Here is a 20,989-nt window from a genome sequence, read left to right as displayed (position 1 = left end):
TAGAAACAAGGAGATTCACATGCCGTTACTGGACTTCGCTGCACTCGCCGGGCAACTGCCTGACAGCTGGAAATCGATACGCCTGGGCCAGGTCGGCCCGGCGCGGATCAAGATGCTGCGCATGGATGAGCAGGCTTACGAAGCAGAAGTGCACGACTACAACGAAGGGCTACTGGTGATCAGCGGCCATTTGCGCCTGAGCATCGCTGATGAAGAGATCCACGTAGAGACCGGCCAGATGTACCTCGTGGAAGCGGGCACCGCTCATGCCGTACTTCCAGGTAGCCAGGGCACCCTGGTGATCATTGACGTCTAGAGACATTCAGTAATACCCAACCTTTGCAATTGCTTACAAATACCGCCAACCTGCGCCCGCCCGACGTGCGGCGTACGACAACCTGCGCGCTCGCCGGTCATTACTAAACCTTTTGTTCAAGAGCCCGCTGCCATGCTGAACGGACGCGACCCACGCATCGATTTTTTTCGGGGCCTGGCGTTGATCTTCATTTTCTGGGATCACGTCCCCCACAATCCTCTCGGCCAGATCACCCTGCGCAATTTTGGTTTCAGCGATGCGGCCGAGGTCTTCGTATTCCTCGCCGGTTACGCCGCGGTGCTGGCCTACGGCAAGATCCTGCAACGCGACGGCTACTGGATTGCCTCGCTGAAAATCCTGCGTCGCGCCTGGGTGTTGTACGTGGTGCATATCTTTTTGCTGGCGATGCTGATGGGCATCGTGTTCTTCGCCAACAGCCATGTGGAAACCCGCGACCTGGTCGAAGAGATGGGCCTGACGCACTTCGTCACCCACCCGCAACAGGCCCTCACCGACGAGCTGCTGCTACGCTTCAAACCCAACCTGATGGACCCGCTGCCGCTGTATATCGTGCTGCTGGCGGGGTTGCCGCTGGTGTTGCCGCTGCTGCTGCGCAGCACCTGGCTGGTGGTGGCCGCGTCGGCGGCGGTGTATCTGCTGGCGCCGTGGATGGGCTGGAACCTGCGGGCGATTGCCGACGGCGTGTGGTACTTCAACCCGGTGACCTGGCAGTTCCTGTTTATCCTCGGTGGCGCGGCGGCACTGCAGGCCAGTCAAGGGCGACCGCCGGAACAACGCCCACTCAAGCGCCAGCCGTTGTTCATGGCGGCGGCGGTGTACACCGTGGTGGCGTGTGTGCTGACCCTGTCATGGCGCTGGCCCGAGGTGCATGACGCGTTGATGCCGTCGTGGCTCAGCGACCTGATCTACCCCATCAGCAAGACCGACCTGTCGCCGCTACGCCTGCTGCACTTCCTGGCCCTGGCCTATGTCACCGCCAAGCTGTTGCCGGGTCGTGGCTGGACGCAAACCTGGTGGGCGCAACAAAGCTGTCGCATGGGCCGCTACTCCCTGGAGGTGTTCTGCCTCGGCGTGCTGCTGGCACCGCTGGCGGACATGCTCAACGCCCAGGTCGAGGATGCCTGGCCGATGCAGGTTTTCAGTGCATTGCTGGGGCTGGCGCTGATGGCCGGGCTGGCGGCGTGGCTGGAGTTCAACAAGCGCCTGGACCTGGCCCTGCGCGGCGAGGCGCCGGCCTTTAAATAGATAGCCCCAGCGCCGGTATGCGTGATGCTTCCATCTGCCTTCCACTTATCGTGAAAGGTAGAGCGCATGCCGACTCATCAATTACTCAACGGCCTGTCCGGCAATCTGCAATCGAGCACCACCTGGGCCCAGCAACAGGCGCTGGAGCTGATCCAGCGCAATATCCTGCAAGCCCTGGAAGGGCTGGACGCCGAGGAAAAAACCCGCTTCCTGCGCCTGCAACGCAACGCCCTGGCGGCCATGGCGGCGGTTGAAGCCGAAAAGGAACGGGTGGTCCGCAGCTTCAAGGCAGATGGCCTGGCGCAGTTGCGCGACCGGATCGGAGGGCGCGATCCGGAGCAGTATCGCTTCGAAACCACCTACCTGGAAAAGATCGAGCAACCGCTGCCCTGGGACCGGCAGCCGGGCAGTCACGTGCGGGTACCGCGGCGCTCCGACAAGGATCTGCGCTTTATCGAACACATCAAAAGCCTCTCGCTGTGGGAGGCCGCCTGCCTGAATTTCGGCTTCACCGCCTCGGTCCGCCAGGACTCCGGCTACAGCCTGGTGGACGCCAGCCGTGTGGTCGGGCCCGGTGACGATCGCAGCCTCACGGCGCAGGCGTTCATCGCCATTGCCCGCGAGCTGGACCTGGGCCACCAGTTACAGGTGAAGATCAAGGCCAGCCTCGATGAAAACGGCACGCTGCGCCGCTTGATGGGCGAGGCGGCGCTGGCACTGCTGCAGTTCGATGTGCTTGACGCCTGGCGCAATCGCGCCCGCAACGGCCTCACCCGCGAGATGTATGACAGCCTCACCGCATCGATCGACGGCAGCGGGTCGCAACTGCCGGTCGACCGCCTGAGTCTGACCTCGGGCGTCACCCCTGTCATCGCCGTGCCCTTCGTCACCTGGGAGAGTGCCATTCCCGTACCGCTGCTGCTGATCAGGGTCGCCAGCCTCGGGGTGCTGTCCTATTTTCCGTTCCGCCCCGGCGGCGCGCTGCGTTACCACAGCGATGCGCGCGCGGCAGAGGTGGATTTTCGCCAGCAGCTGCTGGACAGCCACCAACAAGGCGACCTGGGCTGGTTTTCCCGGCAACTGCCCCTGGTGGGGTTGTCGGTGTTCCAGTCGTTGCTGACCCGGCAACCCCGCCCCGAGGGCATGAGCTGGCTGGCCGAGCGGCTTTACGATGGCTTTCACGCGGCCTTCCCGGAGCGCACCCTCAACGACATTCGCTTCTCCACCGACCCGCACGCCGGCCCCGCCGTAACCCTGGTGCAAGCCTTGACTTACCGGCAGATCCAACGCTGCCAGGCCGACCTCGACACCCTGGCCAACAGCCGTTCCGAAGCCGACTGGCAGGCGGTCCAGGACGCCACCGCCGCCGTTGCCGCCGAAGTCTTGCAAGTGCTGCTCACGCCCTTGCCCGGCGGGGTCACGGGGATGAACCGGGTGATGCAGCTGGCCGTGCTGGGCAGCATGACCTACAGCGTCAGCGTGGGCCTGAATGAAGCGGTCAAGGGCGAGGCCAGCAGCTTCGCCTCGACCCTCAGCGATGTCGCCGACCTGGCCATCAGCGGCCGCTTGATCAGCGTCGCCGGCAGCGCCCATCGCCAGCGCATGCTCGGGCACCTGCAACGGCTGGGCAACCCGCGCAAAGTCACGCGTCCCGACGGGGTGGAAGAGCTGTGGAAACCCGACGCACGTCCCTACGCCCATCGCCAGCAGTACCTGCTCGAGGGTCAACGCGCCGACGCCCTGTGCGTGTTCACCGTGCAAGGCCAGCAATACGTCAAGCTGCACCATGACAGCCAGACCCTGGTGGCCGAGGTCGCCCACGACCAGGCCACCCAGCGCTACGTCCTCAAGAACGGCAGCAGCCCCTATAAGCCACCGATTGTCTTCAACCCGGCGCTGCAAGCCTGGACCTTCGACCTGCACAACACCCAGGCCCTGTCGGATGCCCAGTTGCTGCAACAGATGCTGCCCGATGGCTCATCGCTGATCGCGCGAGCCGACCTGGAGCGGATGCTGCGCAGTACAGCCACCTCCCGCGCCACCCTGGAGGACGTGTGGCGCGGCGAACCGGCCCCGTTGAACCTGATCGAAGGCGTGCGCCGCCTGCAAGCCGACCAGGTGATCGAGCACATCATCAACCGCTTTCATGAAGCCGGCTATCTGCCCCCCTATGGCGACAGCGTGGTGTTATGCCTGCTGACCCAACTGCCCGATTGGCCCGCCGCCACCTTGCTGAGCATCAACGACCTGCAACGCAGCGTGATCGAAACCTTCGGCAAGACCGAGCCGACGGTGCCGCGCCCGACAACGATCACCCTCGTGCGCGGCGCCGACCACCGCTACCAGGCCGAAGGCGACGGCGGCCTGCCGCCTTACCGGGCCGACCCCTTGCTGGGCCTGGTCATCAGCCTGCAACCGAGCACCTCGCTGCTGGGGCTCACGGATCAACTCGACGCCACGCTCGAACAGCGGATCCTGGCAGTACGGCGCGACGTCGCCGCCCTGGCGCGGCGCGAACGCCTGGCCCTGTTCGCGGCCCTGGTGAACTACGCCGGCTATGAAAAACATGAGCTATTGCCGCCCGCCAATGTGCGGCGTTTCCTGCCGGTCAAGGCGTCGATGCCCTTGGTGGCGGTTACGCCACTGCTGAAAAAACTGCGCGACCTCAACAGCCCGCTGTCACCGGCCTTGCTGGAGCGCCTGCTGGCGCAGCATCCCCTCACCCCTCGCCAGCAGCAGGCCTATCTGCGTGAAGGCGGGCTGCCCACGGCCTTTGCCGAACTGTTGGACAACCACCGCACCGCCCTGCGCATCGACGCTGCAATCGATGCGCTGTACCACCCGCGCCAGTTCAACAACGATGCCGATCAATGGGCGCGGGAGTTCGCCTCGGCGTTGATACGCCGAAGCCTCAAGCGCGATTTCCTCATCACCGAAGTGGTCGCGGGACGCATCGCCAAACCCTATCGCTCCAGCGGCCCCGAGGACCTCACCGTGGAGCTGCGTCACTACGGCGAGGGCGTCTATGAAGCCTATGACATGCGCAATGCCGGCACGATTGCGGTGACGCCGGCGGTGGACAGTTTCTACCTGGCCATCGGTTCGGTACTGCAACCCCATGAGCGGCAACAATTGGGCATGCGCAGTGCCACCGACGCCAGGGGCCTGCGCATCACCCTGGGCGACTACATGAGCAACCAGCGCGGCCCGGAAGGCTTCGTCAGGCTGGCCGACGGTTCGCTGGCCCAGTACGAGCACACCCTGGCGCTGCCGACCAGCCTGCGGCCGGATGCCGAGGGTATTTTCCCTCTCGCCGGCGACCACTATCTGCCGCTGTTCGGTTCCTGGTACCGGATCGTCTATGACAAACGGCTGTTCAAGTGGCGGCTCAAACACCCGCAGAAGATCGGTGTCGACACCCCGACCCTGGAGCACAACGGCGAGGGCGCGTGGCGCCTGTCCAGCGAGAACCCCATGGGCTGGGACGACCACAGCCTGCTCTATCGCCTCGGGGGCGACCATTACACATTCCCCCAGGACACCGCCCGCAGCATTCTCGCCCTGACCGACACCCCGCCCCACGTGCTGCGCCAGATACACCGCAGCGGTCGGGCGTCGCCACCGTTGTTGGCCGATACCTGCAAGCGCTTGCGCATCGATCAGGAAATCAACCACTTCATCGAAGCGATGTATGAGCTCCCCAATAATTCCGCCACCGCTCCAGACCCGAACCTGCAACTGCTGGTGGTCTCCAGCCTGCCCGGCTGGCCCGACAGCCACGTGCTGGAGATTGTCGACCGGGATGCCCCGCTCAGATACCCCGCCCGTCATCGGACCGATGCCAAGGTGGTGAGCGCCACCGATAAAGACCTCGAGTCGGCCGGGCTGCTGGAAAAATTCATCGCTGACGATGACCTGACCCGGGCGCTGCTTGGCACGCTGCCGCAGACCGAGGAACAGCGCCTGTTCCAGCTGATCACCCGGATCGTTGGATACACCGACCGCGAGCGTTCGCAAATCCTCGACTCCTTGTACATGCGCAGCGAGACTGCGGGCAGCGAGCCGGAGCGCCGCTTCAAGACCAAGCACCCGGACCTGTCCACCAGCACGGTCAAGGCGATTCTCGGCCAGGCCTCCAAGCGCGAGCTCAAACAGCTGCATGAACATGACCGCCTGAGCCTGCGCCTGGCCGAACAGGCGCGCCTGAGCGGCCACGAATTACGCTTGAACCGGGCGTTCGAAGGCCTGTATGTGGATGCCTGCGCCAACGCCGACAGTGACCGGATCACCCTGTACCTGCTGCACAACCTGCCCGCCTGGCCGAAGACCCTGCGCATCGATGTGCGTGAACGGGACAATCAGGGGCGCCTGCTGGAAACCGCCGGCCATCGGCAGGGCTCCTCGCGCCGGACCGTGGCCAGGACCAATCGCGGTTACCAGGCCTACACCCCGCAGGGCGAGCCGCTGGGCCAGCCCTCGAACCGATTGCTGCGGGTGATTCTCAGCAGCTTGTCCGCCGACGAGCAGGCCTTGCTCGAGGTGGACAGCGAAAGCGGTATCGCCCAACTGCGCACCCAACTGGCCGAACTGGCCTTCGCACGCCGCGTGGAAATCAAGGGCCTGCTGGATATCCCCCATCTGCAACCCTGGATGCAACCGGCCATGGGGGTGGATCGTTCGTTCCTGGTGTATCCGTTCTGGCAGCGTATCTGGCCGTTTCGCGGCCCACGGCCGCCGGATCTGGTGGCCAAGGTCCAGGAGCTTTACCCGCACTTCAACAATGACGATGCACGGCGGATGCTCCAGTCCCTGAACATGACCGACCCGGAAAAACTCATCGAGCTGGAGCGCCGCCAGGCCGAGTACCAGGCCATGGATGTGGAACTGTCACGCTGGAGCGAAACCCTGCTGCCGGCCGACAACGAACTCAATGACCCGCTGGGCATGAACCGTGGCCGACGTCGCCATATCGCCTACCAACTGCGGGGCGCATGGCGGCGCGAAAACGCGACGTTCTATATCGCCGGCCTGTTCAACGTACCGTCACTGGAGTTGCAGCTGGACGACGAAGGCCTGCCGCCCGGCTCGTTCCTGACCGGCACCAGCGGCTTCAGCCACATCGAGTACCTGCGGATTTCCGGGAACGCCTTCCCCGCCACGGGGGCAGAGTTCCTGGGCAAATTCACCCAGCTCAAGGCCCTACGTATCGACTGTCGCCTCACCGACTTGCCCAGCGCGATCACCGACATGACCTGGCTCACCCACCTTGACTTGAACGACAACGACCTGCGCTTGACCGAAGAGTCGGTACAGCGCCTGGCCACTATGGTCAACCTGCAGAAACTCGACCTGAACGACAACCCGGACCTGAACCTCACCCCGGATGTCAGCCGGATGCTGCAGCTCAATACCCTGCGCCTGGCCAACACCGGGATCACCCAATGGCCCATCGGCGCCAGCGCGCTGCCGGTGCTGACCGAGCTGCACTTGCAGTCCAACGGGATCAGCACCATTCCCGACGAAGTCTTCAGCAACCCCTGGTTGCAAATGGCCAATCGCAATACCCTGCTGCACGAAAACCCGCTGTCCGCCGAGACCCTGGCAAGCATCGACGCCTACCGTATCGCCACGGGTATCCGCCTGGGCGGTCAACTGCGCACACCGGCCCATGCCCCCGTGGCGCCGAATGACTTCGATACCTGGCTGACCGGCGTCGCGGCGCAGGACGTGGCGGCCCGCCGACAACTGTGGGAGCAACTGAAGACGAATGAAACAGCAAGTGCCGATGATGTGTTCCGGGTCCTGCGCGACCTGAAGAGGACCCACGCCTACCGCAGCAACACCTCAAGAACGCGGCTGACCGAGCGGGTCTGGAGCCTGCTGATGGCGATGGGCGAGTCGACGCAACTGCGCAACACGATCTGCCTCAATACCTACGGCTCAGGCAATTGCGGCGACAGCGTGCTGCTGGCCTTTACCAACATGGAACTGCATCACCGTATCCACCAGGCCAAGCTGCAACCCAGGAGCTACCTGGCCGACCGGGCCTTGCTGGAACTGGCCAAGAGTTGTTTCTACCTCAATCAGCTCGACCACTTTGCCGACCAGTTCGTGCTGGCGCGCGAACGGGCCGACCTGGACGCCGACCCCGCCGAGGTGACCATCTACCTGCGCAGTAAACTGGCGCGGGAATTCAACTTGCCGTTTTATCCACTGGAGCTGCTGTACAGCGTGGATGACTATGTGACACCGGCAGTCATCGACGAGGCGCGCCGGACCCTGCGCAGGCTCGGCCAGTCACCGGCGTTGCAGGAGGCGATCCTGGCCACCGAGTTCTGGGTCGAGTACCTCGCCAGCAGCGAGCCGGAGGCGTTTTTCACCGTCAAGGACACCATCACCTACAAAGTCAGCGTGCTCGATCAGGAATTATCGGACAGGCGTTCGGATGAATACCTGGAGCGTCGCCAACAACTGGTCGACGAGGAAGCCAACGAACACAACCGCCTGGTGCGGCAGTTGACCGAGGGCACGCAACGCACGTTGCAGCGGGTCTGAGACCGTGCGGGCCGACCTGTCGTAACACAGGCCGGCCCGCGCTCAAGGGATCACGCCGATGGCTGTGAACCCTGGACGACCGGGGTCGGCTGCAGCTTGAACACGTAGAACAACACGGTCAGCAGCACCAGGAACGCCGGCCCCACATACAGTGCCACGCGGGTATCCGGGAAGTACGCCATCAGGCCCACCACCAGCACCAGGAACGCCAGGGCCAGGTACGAACTGACCGGGTACAGCCACATGCGGTACTTGAGGGCTTTCTGTTCGGCCGGGCTCAGGCTCCTGCGGAACTTGAGCTGGGCCAGCAGGATCATGACCCACGTCCAGATCGCACCGAAGGTGGCGATGGACGTGACCCAGACGAAGACTTTCTCCGGCACCAGGTAGTTGAGCAACACGCCCAGCAGCAAGGCGAAGATCGACAACAGCAGCGCCTTGCGCGGTACGCCGTTGCTCGAGGTGGTACCGAACGCGGCCGGTGCCTGGCCGTTCTGCGCCAGGCTGTAGAGCATGCGCCCGGTGCTGAAGATGCCGCCGTTGCACGACGACAGTGCCGCAGTGATCACCACGAAGTTGATGATGCCGGCGGCGGTCTTGATGCCCAGGCGCTCGAAGGTCATCACGAACGGGCTGCCCTGGGTGCCGATTTCATTCCACGGGTAGATCGACAGGATCACGAACAACGCGCCCACGTAGAACAGCAAAATGCGCCAGAACACCGAGCCGATGGCGCGGGGAATGGTCTTCTGCGGGTTCTTCGCTTCACCGGCGGTGAGGCCGATCATCTCCACGCCCAGGTAGGCGAACATCACCATTTGCAGGGACATCAACACGCCCTGGACGCCATTGGGCATGAAGCCGCCGTGGCTCCACAGGTTGGAAATGCCCAGGGCCACGCCGTCGTTGCCGAAGCCGAAGGCAATGATGCCGACGCCGCCGATCACCATGGCAATGATGGTGACGATCTTGATCAGCGCGAACCAGAATTCGAACTCACCGAAGGCCTTCACCGCGATCAGGTTGATGGTGCCCATGCTGATCAGGGCTGCCAGGGCCCAGATCCAGCGCGGCGTATCGGGGAACCACACGCCCATGTACACCGCCACCGCAGTGATCTCCGCCACGCAGGTCACCAGCCACAGGAACCAATAGTTCCAGCCGGTCAGGAAGCCCGCCAACGGGCCGAGGTAGTCCTGGGCATAGCGGCTGAACGAGCCGGCGACCGGGTTGTGCACGGCCATTTCGCCGAGGGCGCGCATGATCACCAGGATGGCCAGGCCACCGATGATGTAGGACAGCATGATGGCCGGGCCGGCCATTTCGATAGCCTTGGCCGAGCCGAGGAACAGGCCGACACCGATACAGGCGCCGAGCGCCATCAGGCGGATATGCCGTTCGCCCAGTTCGCGTTTGAGCGGGCCGCCCGAAGCGGTCTCGCCATGGGGCAGGTGGTTGCCGACAGGCATAGGGATACAACCTCGTCTTGTTATTGGATATGAGCCTCCGAGTCCGGCACGCCACGGCGGGTCAGCCATGGCATGCCGTCTCCGGTGAACCTTATGGGTCAACCGGTCTGGCCGGGCCAGATCAGGGGGGTGCAGTATAAAAAGCTCAACCCAGTGATTTTCACTCTATAAACGGCAATATTCAGCGGGAACTCCCGGAGAACTCCGATTGCGCGGTGGGAGTATCGCACGGCAATGGTGCGCGGCTTAAGCCCATTGCCCTGCGTACTGACCCTGGCGGCGCCCACATCGGCACGTCGAAGAACCACGTGCGGGCCATGGGCAGGCTGATTTCGCCGCGATGAATCGCCAGGGGTTGCACGGGGTCGCCCGCACGCCGACAAATTTCTCGGCGGTGCCCATCAGCGTCTACGCTTGAATCAAGTCCGATCAATCTGCCGGGATGGATCAATCGACTATGGGCGCTTTATGGCAAACCGATTCAACCAAGGCTGCGGCCCCCACCGACAGCATGGACGAACAGCCATTGCCACGACGCTCCCGCAAACGGCTGTACCGGTGGCGAATGGCGTGGCTGTTGCTGGTGATCGGCCTGATCGCCGCAGGGTTCGCCGCCCAGCGCGAAATGCGCACGTCCCATTGGCAGGCCCGGGAACTGAGCCGCCTGGCCGCCACCCTGAACTACAGGCTCGAACCCGGCCCCAGCGATGCCGTGGTCTATCCCGGTGACGGGCCTTTCGACAAACGCCTGGGCTACAGCGACCTGGATGAATTCCTGCCGCGCCTGCTCAAGCGCAACTATCTGGTCCAGAGCCAGGTGCGCTTCTCCCCGCCCCTGATGACCTATGCCGAGCGCGGCCTGTTCGTGCCTTATGGGGAGAAAATCCAGGCCGGCCTGTCGATCAGCGATTGCCGCGCCGAGCCGTTGTACCGGTTCACCTACCCACAGCAGTCCTACCAGCGTTTCGACGCGATCCCGCCGGTGGTGGTCAACAGCCTGCTGTTCATCGAGAACCGCGACTTGCTCGACCCGGCCCAGCCCCAGGCCAACCCGGCGGTGGACTGGCCGCGCTTCGCCAGGGCGGCGTGGTCGCAAGTGGCCAAGCTGTTGCACTTGCCCGGGCAGACCGCCGGCGGCAGTACCCTGGCCACCCAGCTGGAAAAATACCGCCACTCCCCTGACGGGCTGACGCTGTCCGGCGGCGAGAAACTGCGCCAGATGTTTTCCGCCAGCGTGCGCGCCTATCGGGATGGCCCGCAGACCTTGCAGGCGCGCCAGGACATCGTGCGCGACTACCTCAACAGCGTGCCGTTGTCCGCCGTGCCCGGTCACGGCGAAGTGCATGGCATGGCCGAAGGGTTGCGTGTGTGGTACGGCGCCGACTTCGACCGCACCAACGCGTTGCTCGCCGACGCCAGCCCGCAGGACCTCGCGCAAAAGGGCCTGGCCCTGCGCGAAGTGTTGTCGTTGATGATTGCCCAGCGCCGGCCTTCCCATTACCTGTCCAAAGGCCACGCGGAACTTTCGAACCTGACCGACAGCCACCTCCGCCTGCTGGAGCAGGACGGGATCATCGACCCTGCCCTGGCAAGGGCCGCCCTGGCCAGCAAAGTAAGTTACCGCGACTGGCAGCAACAGCCGACGCTCCAAGCGATTGACACCAACAAAGGCATCAGCATGGCCCGCAGCCGCCTGGCCGCCCTGCTCAACCGCCCGCTGTATGACCTGGATCGCCTCGACCTGTCCGCCACCAGCACCTTGCACAATGAGCTGCAAACCCAGGCCACGGCCTACCTCAAGCACCTGGCCGATCCGGCCTTCGCCGGGCAACTCGGCCTGCTCGGCCCGCGCCTGCTGACGCCCGCCAGCACCGCCCAGGTGCGCTACAGCTTCACGCTGTACGAGATGACCGGCGACGGCGCGCGGGTCCGGGTGCAGACCGACAACACCGACCAGCCGTTCGATATCAACGAGAGCAGCAAGCTGGAACTGGGCTCCACCGCCAAGCTGCGGGTGCTCACCACCTACCTGCAAATCATCAGCGAACTGCACCAGCGCTACGCCGACCAGACACCGGCTGCACTGAAAAAAGTCGATATCGATGAGCAGGATCGCCTGTCGCGCTGGGCCGTGGACTACCTGGCGCAAAACAGCGACAAGAGCCTGTCGAAGATGCTCGAGGCCGCCCTCGACCGGTCGTATTCCGCCAGCCCCGGCGAGAGCTTCTTTACCGGCGGCGGCCTGCATCGCTTCCATAACTTTCGCAATGAAGACAACGGCCGCAACCCGACGTTGCGCGACGCCCTGCGTGAGTCGATCAACCTGCCATTTATTCGCCTGATGCGTGACCTGGTGCGCTACAGCACCTATCACGCAGACAACAACAGTGCCGAGTTGCTCAAGGACGACAGCAACCCACGGCGCCAGGAATACCTGGCCCAGTTCGCCGACCGCGAAGGCACGACCTTCCTGCTGCGCTTCTGGAAAAAGTACCGCAACAAGGACACCCAGGCGCGGCTCGCCACCTTTCTCGACAGCCTGCACCCCACCGCCATCCGCCTGGCCGCCGTGCACCGCTACCTGTTGCCCCAGGCCAGCCAGGCGAGCTTCAACAGCTTCGTGCGCTCCCACCTGACCGGCAGCAAGGCCGCAGAAAAACTGACCGACGAACGCCTGGCCAGGCTCTACAACGACTACGGCCCCGGTGCCTACGACCTGCCGGACCAAGGCTATATCGCCAAGGTCCACCCCCTGGACCTGTGGCTGCTCGGCTACCTGTTGAACCACCCCGACGCCACCTTCACCCAGGCCGTCGCCGCCAGCGAGCATGAGCGCCAGGAAGTCTATGGCTGGCTGTTCAAGAGCCGCCACAAGAGCGCCCGCGACAGTCGTATCCGCACCATGCTGGAGGTCGAGGCGTTCCTGGATATTCACCAGCGCTGGCAGGCGGTGGGCTACCCGTTCGACCACCTGGTGCCGTCCCTGGCCACGGCCATCGGCAGCTCGGGGGACCGCCCGGCGGCGCTGGCGGAACTGGTGGGCACGATCCTCAACGACGGCGTACGCGAGCCGACGCTGCGCATCGACAGCCTGCACTTTGCCGTCGACACCCCCTATGAAACCCGCCTGGTGAACAACCCCGACAAAGGCAAGCGGGTGATGCCCAGCGAAGTCGCCACCGCCTTGCGCGGCGCGTTGTCCCAGGTGGTGGATGCGGGCACGGCCAAACGCGTGTCGGGCAGCTTCAAGCTGCCCGACGGCACACCGCTGGCCATGGGCGGCAAGACCGGCACCGGGGACAATCGCATCGAAGCCATCGGCGCCGGTGGGCGCATCCTCAGCTCCAAGGCGATCAACCGTACCGCGACCTTTGTGTTCTATATCGGCGACCGGCATTTCGGCACGCTGACGGCCTTCGTGCCCGGCAGCGGCGCGCAGAATTTCACCTTTACCTCGGCGCTGCCGGTGCAGGTGCTCAAGGGCATGGCACCGGTGCTGATGCCGTACCTGCAACCGGGCGGCCATACCCTGTGCAACCCGCCTCGTGCCGTGACCTCAACAGACTAACCGTTGATTTCGATGATGCGTTCGGAGGTGCCCTCCACCAGATAGAACCGATACGTCCGCCCGGGCTGTTTTTCAAAGCTGAACACCCGGCCAGGGAAGATATGGTTCTTGGTGGTCGGGGCGCAGGATGTACGGTCCTTTGCCGCGCAATCCTTGAACTCATCCACCACCACCACGGTGTTGCCGGCATTGCGCAAGGTGTAACGCTGCCCGCCGTTTTCGACCCGGGTGTCGAAGCGGCTGTCCTTGGGCCGCACGAAGAACACCGTGCCGTAGCCGGCCATCACCTGCACGCCTCCCACCAAGGTCTCTTCGTAGGCTTTGCGCTCTTCGTCGCTGAGACCAAAGCCGTCTTCGGTCTCGGGCGCGACCGGCAGGTAGCGTACCCGGAAGTAGCGCTCGCGGTCGCGATCGCCGATAAACACAAAACGCGTGCTCTGCATGCCGTCCGCCGGCACGATCAGGCGCGCCGGGCTGGCCACCAGGCCGTTGCGCACGCTGCCATCGGCTTCGAGCTTGAGCGGCACCTCGTCGTAGCTGCCGTCGGGCTTGTAGAGCATCTCGGTGACATTGACCTTGACGAAGGCCGTCTTGGTGCCGCCGTTGAATACCCGCTTGAGGTAGGTGCTTTTATCGCCGCGCAAATAATCGTAGAAGTCACCGACGTTGATGTTCGGCCCGGCCTGGGCATTGAGTGAACACAGCATCAAACCCAGCATTGCATATAAAGCCTTCATAACCACTCCTCTGCCCATCATCACGGCCGTACCGCATCGAACAGCAGCTCGACGCTGCCGTAGTACTCACCAGGGGTAAAACCATCCGCCGGCTCGACCGCCGAGATATCCAGCAGCACGCGCTTGCCCTGGCGCGCCTCGTCGTGCGGCACCACCAGGGTGTCATCGAGGCCCAGCACCTGGCCGTTGAAGGTGACGTTCAAGTCGATATAGGTGCGCCCGCCATTGAACAGCGTGGGCAACGCGCCCAGACGGGCGTTGATGCCGCCGGCGGAACTCTTCACGTCAAAGTGCTCGCGCAGCGGGCGCAGGCGCCCGGGTACCAGGTCCCAGACCATTTTTTGCTCGCGCTCCAGGAACCCGGGGTTGATCGGCAGGACGTAAAAGTCTGCGGTCGGGATGGTCACGGACACATCGAACACCTGTTCTTCACGGATCGCCAAGGCCTGGGTACTCAGCAATGCGCCCACCATCAGCAGCAGCGCCGCCAACACGAGCTTGCAATGTCTGCACGACTGGCGCGCGCCCCCTGGGGCTATTTCACTGACCATCAGCCTTTGACCTCATATGGTTTTTTTTCGCTGCCCTCGATCAGGGTGAAGCGGTAGGTACGCCCGGCCTGCCTGGCAAAGCTGAAGGCACGCCCCGGCAGGATGTGATGCTTGGTGACGGGCAGGCAGTCCTGGCTATCGCCACTGGCGCAGTCCTTGAACTCATCGACCACCACCACGCTGTTGCCGTCGTTATGCAGCCCGTACTCAACGGGTTGCTCATCGATGCGGGTGGCGAAGCGGGTGTCCTTGGGCCGCACGAAAAACACCGTGCCGAACCCCGCCAACACCGTGACCCCGGCTGACAGTTGATTCTTGTAGGCCTCGCGCTCTTCGCTGGAGACCACGAAATCGTCCTCGGGCTCGGGCATCACGGGCACGAAACGCAGGCGGAAATAGCGCTCGTTTTGCCGCTCGCCCAGGTACAACAGGCGTGTGCCCTGCATGCCATCGGGCGGCACGATCAGGCGGGCCGGCGTGGCCATCAGGCCATCGCGCGCGGCATTCCCGGGGGTGTTCTTGAGCTCGACCTCCTCGGCGCTGCCATCGGCGTTGTAGAGGATCTCCATCACCGAGACCTTGATGAACGCCGTACTGTCGCCACCGTTGAATATCCGTTTCAGGTAGGTACTTTTGTCACCGTCGAGGTAGTCATAGAACACCCCGACGTTGATGTTGGGAGCCGCTGGCGCCGACAACGGCAACCAGCACAGCGCACACAGCGCCAACAGATGTTTCATCGCCATAAATCCCCGTTAGAGTTCCGAATCCCAGACCACCGTGACCTGGCCTGAATAGGTGGTGCCGCCACGGCTGAGCATCTGGTCGGCGTAATCTTTCTTGACTTCGAAATGCAAGGTACCGGGCCGGCGATTGACGTAGAAACCAGGCTTGAACAGCTCGGTGCCGGCACCGCTGAGCAGCAGCGGCTGGCGGTTCACGGCGGCGCCGTCCTCACGGGTCAGGCCGTAGGGCAGGCTGACGCTGACATCCACCGGCACTTGGTGGCCGTCGCTGGTGTTTTTCAACGCGCAGGTGTCACCGATGACCCACTCGCAGGCCATCTGCATCTTGAAACGCGACGATGCGGACATGTTGAAGGTCTGGTCACGGAACAGGCGCGCCGGTTTGCGGCCCTGGTTCAGCCAGGCTTGCCAGCCGCCTTTAGGGACCAGTTCAATACGGTTTGCACCGGGAGGAACTTCGACCTTGAGTTCATGCAGCACAGACAGGGTGAAGTTCAGGGTCAGCGTAGGACTGCTGGGCATCATCATGTTGCCCAGGTCAAAGTCCTGTCCGGGCCCCACGGTATATTGATGACTGCCGGTGTACTCCCCTGAAGACATGCCTAAAGGGTTAGGCGTGCTGAGTTCGTAGGCAAATTCCAGATGGCTGAAACGCATCGTGGGGATATCGAACCTGGCCTGCTTGGCACATAGCGAACCAACGGGGGCTCCCCAGAAAAATGCAAACGACACGCCCCAATAGGCGCTCACCCCGGTACCTCGGCAAGGACTCGGCGCGTACACCCAATTAGAACCGGTCCACAAGCGTTCATGCGCCTGCAAAGGAGTAACGCCGCCCCCCACCAGGTTGACCAGATTCGGTACCGAATACGTCGAACCGATCCCCAGGATCCGGACCCTGACCGTTTCCACTTCCTGGGTCTGTCGATGGATAACCGTCAGGTCCTGCCACTCCGTCGGGAGTTTAAACATTGCTCCTTGCCGGGGATCCGTATGAAACGCAGGAATCGTCCCAATGGATTCAGACGAAATACCAGCCCTGAGGCTGAATAGATTCAGGGCGGCACATTGAGCGGGATAAACCACGCAGTAACCCGTGTTCGGGGTTTTATTCTCGAACTTGTTCAAATGCGGATTTGCAGGGTCCGGCCGAAACTCAGCCTGGATGTTCATGTGTACCGCCATTGCGGGCATTGCCAGCAACGCCAATAGCGTACAGGCCGCAACGCTGGAGCAACGTCCTATCCGTTTCCACACCTTCATGTCTTTACTCCAACACTACGTAACTGACGGCGCTTCATACTTGCGAATCCCAGACCACCGTGACCTGGCCCGAGTAGGTGCTGCCTCCCCGTTCGAGCATCTGTTCGGCGTAGTCTTTCTTGACCTCGAAGTGCAAGGTGCCGGGCCGTCGGTTGACATAGAACCCCGGTTGAAACAACTCGGTACCGGCACCGCTCAGCAGCAACGGCTGGCGATTCACCGGCGCACCGTCCCCGTGGCTCAAGCCATGGGGCAGGCTGACGCTGACATCCACCGGCACTGCGTGGCCGTCGGTGGCGTTTCTCAAGGCGCAGGTATCGCCCATCGTTCGCTCGCACCCCAACTGCATCTTGAAGCGCGACGAGGCGGAGATATTGAAGGTCTGGTCACGGAACAGCCGCGCGGGTTTGCGGCCCTGGTTCAGCCAGGGCTGCCAGCCGCCCTGGGGCACCAGTTCAATGCGATTGCCCCCCGGCGGTACCTCGACCTTGAGGTCGTGCTCCACGCTCAAGGTGAAGTTGAACGTGAGGGCGTTCTTGGAGGGCATCATGACGTCGCCGAAATCGTAATCGCCGCCAGGGCCCATGGTGTAGGTGATGCTGCCGGTGTATAGCCCGCTGGACATGCCCAAGGGGTTGGGCGTGCGCAGTTCGTAGGCATACTCCATGGTGTTGACGTTCATCCTGAGCAGGTCCTGTGACGGTTTCCGGCTGCAAGGGCCGGCCCCTTCAGGCGTCAGCCAGAAGTACGAAGCGGACGCGGTACCCGCTGCAAGATGGCTGGTGCTTTGGCAAGGGGAAGGAGCGTACCGCCACTGTGTTGACCAGGCGATCCCTGGCTGCCCCCATGCCGACACGCCTGGAGGCCGGGGGACAGACCAATACCCGCCGATGCCAGCGATCCGGACTTGAACGATCTCTGTTTCCTGGGTGGTGGCATGGGTCACGACCAAGTCACGCCAAGCGGACGGCACCTTGACCATGAAGCCCTGACGCTCCTCCTCATGATTGGCAATGATCGGTGCGATGCTGGCAATCCTGAGGGTAGTGTCCCGCAGGCTGAAAATACCCAACGCCTTGCAGCGCGCCGGAATATGCGCGGCGCAGATCGAGCTGATCGGCGTGGTGTTTTCGAATTTGTTCACCATGGGGTTGGACGGATCGGGGCGGAACCGTGCGGTGATGTTCTCGTCGGCCGTTGCGCCAGCGGAACACAGCAGGACGGCCATGCCCAGGGCGAAACGGCGAGGCGCGCGGGCCCTGGGTTTTTTCATAACGTTGTTTAGTCTCGTCATCATGCTCAACCGGCAATCTGTTCGGCGGTGGTGGAGTCGGCCAACGTATCCGGCGTGCAACGCAAGTCACCGATCATCAGCACGCTGTTTTCGCTGCGGGCCTTGGAGGGGTCGAGCCGGAACTGGCAGAGCAACTGGTTGTTACGGCGCACTTCGAGGGTGGGTGAACTGGCGTTCATTTCCAGCGAGAAGAAGCCGTCGACCTCGCTCACCCCACGGGTGGCGTGATTGATCACGTGCAAGCCCTTGAGCGGTTTGCCCTGGGGATCCACCAGGCGACCGAGAACGGTCACGGTTTGCATCACACTGATCTTGCGATACTCCACGCCCCCCTTGTTCAAGTGGTAGCGCGTGCGCGGCGGCTGGATCGTGGCCGAGGGTGCATGGTTGCCTTCGAAGTCGAAGCTCACCGAGCTGCCCTTGTAGGCGGTGATCGGGATGAAGTTGCGGCCGGGGCGCAGGGCCGTGCTGCCGCCGCTCAGGTCGTCGGCGCGCAGGGCGATGTCATCGACGTCGGTCTCCACGTCCACGATCAGGCCGGAACCGGTGCCGTGGTATTGGCTGGTGAGCACCATCTTCTGCTGGCCCAGGGCGAAGGTGCTGTCCAGGTTGAGGCCGCCGGACAACTCGTTGTTGAACGACGAGCGCTGGGCATAGCCGTCACCACTGACAAACTCGTTTTCGAAACTGGCCATGCCGGACAAACCGACGCCGTAGGTGTCGGTGGTTGCCGTGGCGGACACGCTTTGCAGCATGTGGTCCTGCAGGTCCTTGCGGTAGGTCAGCGAGGCATTGTTGTCGCGGGTCCCGTCGCGGGAAGTCCGCGTGCCGATACTGGCGGACCATTGCTCGCCCGGCGCGCCGAGGGCCAGGCTGACGCTCAGGTCGACCCCGCGGTTGCGCCGGTCGCCCGTGCTGGCGCTGGCGGGCCGGTCGAACACTGACAGCCGCCAATTGGCGTCGTTGCCGAACAGGTGGGTGCGTTCGGTCCAGCCCAGGTCCAGGCCGACGCCTTCGTTATTGCCCTCGCTGTAGAACAGCCGGCCATTGATCGAACGCAGGTTGCTCAGGCGATGGTTGACCGAAATCGACGAACTGCTGGTCTGGCCGACAAAGATGTCGCGCTGGCGAATACGCGTGCCATCGGGCAGGTTTTCGTAGGTGTTGCGGGTGTCGAGCCAGCTGCGGGTGTGGTTGAACACCACGCTGCCCATGCCGTAGTTGTATAAGCCGTTGAGGTCGAGGCCGGTGCCGTACTTTTCCGACCAGTACACGTTGGCGTACAGGCTGGCCTGGTCGGCCAGGGTCCAGTCGATCGAGGAGCCGTACTGCATGTTGTCCTTGACCTGGCGCCCGGATACACCCAGCACCACACGGGGATGCGCCAGGTAATTGAGGGAAACGCCGGCAGTCGGACTGCCGCTGCTTTGTTCGTCGAAATTACTCAGCAGTTTGCTTTCCTGGCCGGCGAACAGGTTGTAGCGCCAACGCTCGTCGTGGTTGCGCCAGTTGTTGGGCTTGTACACCAGCTCCTGGGTGGTGCTGGTGATCTGGCCGTCTTCCACCAGGCGCACTTCCACTTCATAGATGCCACCGGGCAGTGGTCGGGTGTCCAGGCTGTGCAGGCCGCTGCCGACCGGCTGGGTGTTGATCAGCAGGCCGTTGCGGTAAATCTCCACCGATGCCTGGCGGCTGGCGGTGACATAGATCGGGTAGACCGCCGGTTTGGAGTTGTTGATCACCAGGCTGTCGGAACTGCCGTACATCACGCCGACCGCGGTGTCCGGGCTGGCACCGAAGGTGCGCAACTGGCGGGTCAGGCCTTCGGCGTTGGGGGTGAAGTAACCCAGGCGCAGGAAGTTGCCCTGCAACTCGCGCTGGGTATAGAGCGCATACACCGCGTGGTTGAGGTCGTCGTCATCGGGACCGCCGAGGCGCGAGAACTGCATGTTCAGGGTCTGGCTCCACAGGCCCAGGCTGCTGCTGGCGTCGATGCCGAAGCGCCCGCCCAGGTCCTGGCCTTCGCCGCCGCTGAGGTTCAATTGGTTGCGTACGATCAGGCCGGTGCTGCCACCGGTGGGCAGGAAATAGTAGCGCTGCGCCTGCTCATCACGCTCGGCGTTTTCGGTCAGCAGCGACACCGTGGAGTTTTCCAGGTTGTAGTGCACGGCCATGAGCCCATCCGGGCAGTTGCTGGCGCAGGCACCCAGGGCCACACCCTGTTTCAGGTAATCGGCCCACTGGTCGCGCTCTTCGTCCTTGATCACGCTGCCGTCGTGGTCGGTAAAGTCGAGCAGGGTCATGCGGTCATCACGGGTCAGGACTATCATCGCCTCGGAGACAAACTCCTGATCCAACTCAACCCTGACCGCCAGCGGCACGTCGAAAAAGTGCTCTTCAAAGTCCGCCGGCAGTCCCTTGGCCTGGGACAGCAAACTACGAGGGGTTGTACCGTCGGCGGTACCTGCCGCCAACGCGCCCGCACAAAACAACAGGGCGAGCGCTGCCGCGATGGGAGTCATCGGGAACATGAACGGAATACTCTGAATTCGGACGTCAAAACAGGGAGACCGATCGACCGACAAACGCTGCCTGCCGACCGGTACCGCTACCCAACAATAAGCCGCGGCTTATTGAGTCAACGGGCTTGGCGTTACGGAGTAACGCGTGGCTCGTGGTCGAACACGATGGTGTAGTTGGTGGTGAAGAGGCCGGAAATGCCATCCGCCGGCTTGGCTGCGGCCACGACCAGATCCGCCTGGGTACCTGGGGTGGAACTGGCGTCGTCGACCACTTCCAGCGGCGAACCGGTCAGCACCACACCGTTGAAGGTGTTCGTCAGTGCGATCGACGAAGTGCCGTTGGTCAACGAAGCAGGACCGCCTTCGATGTAGGCCTTGATCGAGCCATCCGTGTTCTTCACATCGTAGGTAGCGCGCAGCGAACTCAGTTCACCGCTGACGGTGTTGTAGGCCATGGTTTCATCACGACCGAAGTTGGGATCACGCGGCTGGACATGAAACTGCTTGGTAGGAATGGTGGCCTTGATGTTGATGACGCTGGTAGCTTCGCCGGCAGCGAACACGCTGGAAGAGCCAATAGCCAGAGCGATCAGTGGCAGCACGAAAGCGGTCTTTTTAAGCATTTTAAGTACCTGTAGTGACATCAGTCTTTAGTTGAGAAACGGTTTCTCGCGCCGCAAGCAATCGCGTAATGCGTGTCTT

The 20,989-nt window shown here is 63.1% G+C and carries 12 protein-coding genes; 4 read left to right on the top strand and 8 right to left on the bottom strand.

Annotated features, from left to right (window positions below; all coding sequences use genetic code 11):
* The first annotated feature begins 19 nt into the window (after positions 1-19).
* From BLQ09_RS08890 to BLQ09_RS08880, 3 genes are all read left to right on the top strand, one after another.
* Positions 20-316, top strand: a complete 297-nt coding sequence (locus tag BLQ09_RS08890; protein WP_027604626.1) for a cupin domain-containing protein — start codon at positions 20-22, stop codon at positions 314-316.
* Positions 317-448: 132 nt separating this feature from the next.
* Positions 449-1,582, top strand: coding sequence for an OpgC family protein (locus BLQ09_RS08885; protein WP_092356297.1), 1,134 nt, complete (start codon positions 449-451; stop codon positions 1,580-1,582).
* A 66-nt stretch (positions 1,583-1,648) separates the two neighbouring features.
* The gene (locus BLQ09_RS08880) at positions 1,649-8,137 is read left to right on the top strand and encodes an NEL-type E3 ubiquitin ligase domain-containing protein (RefSeq protein WP_092356294.1); all 6,489 of its coding nucleotides are present in this window, start codon (positions 1,649-1,651) and stop codon (positions 8,135-8,137) included.
* Positions 8,138-8,187: 50 nt separating this feature from the next.
* On the opposite strand, the gene BLQ09_RS08875 is transcribed toward BLQ09_RS08880, so the two are convergent.
* On the bottom strand, positions 8,188-9,606 hold the full coding sequence (locus BLQ09_RS08875) for an amino acid permease (RefSeq protein ID WP_092356291.1): 1,419 nt from the start codon (positions 9,604-9,606) through the stop codon (positions 8,188-8,190).
* A gap of 457 nt (positions 9,607-10,063) precedes the next feature.
* On the opposite strand from BLQ09_RS08875, the gene BLQ09_RS08870 reads away from it, so the two are divergent.
* Positions 10,064-13,174, top strand: a complete 3,111-nt coding sequence (locus tag BLQ09_RS08870; protein WP_092356288.1) for a transglycosylase domain-containing protein — start codon at positions 10,064-10,066, stop codon at positions 13,172-13,174.
* On the opposite strand, the gene BLQ09_RS08865 is transcribed toward BLQ09_RS08870, so the two are convergent.
* The 7 genes from BLQ09_RS08865 to BLQ09_RS08835 form a co-directional block, all read right to left on the bottom strand.
* Complete coding sequence (locus tag BLQ09_RS08865; protein ID WP_092356285.1) at positions 13,171-13,911, bottom strand: pilus assembly protein; 741 nt, start codon at positions 13,909-13,911, stop codon at positions 13,171-13,173. The genes BLQ09_RS08870 and BLQ09_RS08865 overlap by 4 nt on opposite strands.
* Positions 13,912-13,931: 20 nt before the next feature.
* Entirely contained in the window at positions 13,932-14,462 is a 531-nt protein-coding gene (locus BLQ09_RS08860) for a CS1 type fimbrial major subunit (RefSeq protein WP_223841661.1), read from the bottom strand.
* The gene (locus BLQ09_RS08855; protein WP_092356282.1) at positions 14,462-15,202 is read right to left on the bottom strand and encodes a pilus assembly protein; all 741 of its coding nucleotides are present in this window, start codon (positions 15,200-15,202) and stop codon (positions 14,462-14,464) included. The genes BLQ09_RS08860 and BLQ09_RS08855 overlap by 1 nt, the downstream gene beginning before the upstream one ends.
* 15 nt (positions 15,203-15,217) lie before the next feature.
* Complete coding sequence (locus tag BLQ09_RS08850; protein WP_223841662.1) at positions 15,218-16,180, bottom strand: hypothetical protein; 963 nt, start codon at positions 16,178-16,180, stop codon at positions 15,218-15,220.
* 325 nt (positions 16,181-16,505) lie between these two features.
* Positions 16,506-17,744, bottom strand: a complete 1,239-nt coding sequence (locus BLQ09_RS08845; RefSeq protein ID WP_092356276.1) for a hypothetical protein — start codon at positions 17,742-17,744, stop codon at positions 16,506-16,508.
* Positions 17,745-17,770: 26 nt separating this feature from the next.
* Entirely contained in the window at positions 17,771-20,296 is a 2,526-nt protein-coding gene (locus BLQ09_RS08840; RefSeq protein WP_092356273.1) for a CS1-pili formation C-terminal domain-containing protein, read from the bottom strand.
* 122 nt (positions 20,297-20,418) lie between these two features.
* A complete protein-coding gene (locus BLQ09_RS08835) occupies positions 20,419-20,910 on the bottom strand; it encodes a CS1 type fimbrial major subunit (protein ID WP_027604636.1) in 492 nt (163 codons plus the stop codon).
* Between the last annotated feature and the right edge of the window lie 79 nt (positions 20,911-20,989).

The sequence above is a fragment of the Pseudomonas sp. NFACC25 genome, assembly GCF_900100935.1.
Classification (GTDB): domain Bacteria; phylum Pseudomonadota; class Gammaproteobacteria; order Pseudomonadales; family Pseudomonadaceae; genus Aquipseudomonas; species Aquipseudomonas marginalis.
Note: the sequence above shows the minus strand (reverse complement) of the source record. Positions and strands in the feature narration are given on the sequence as shown.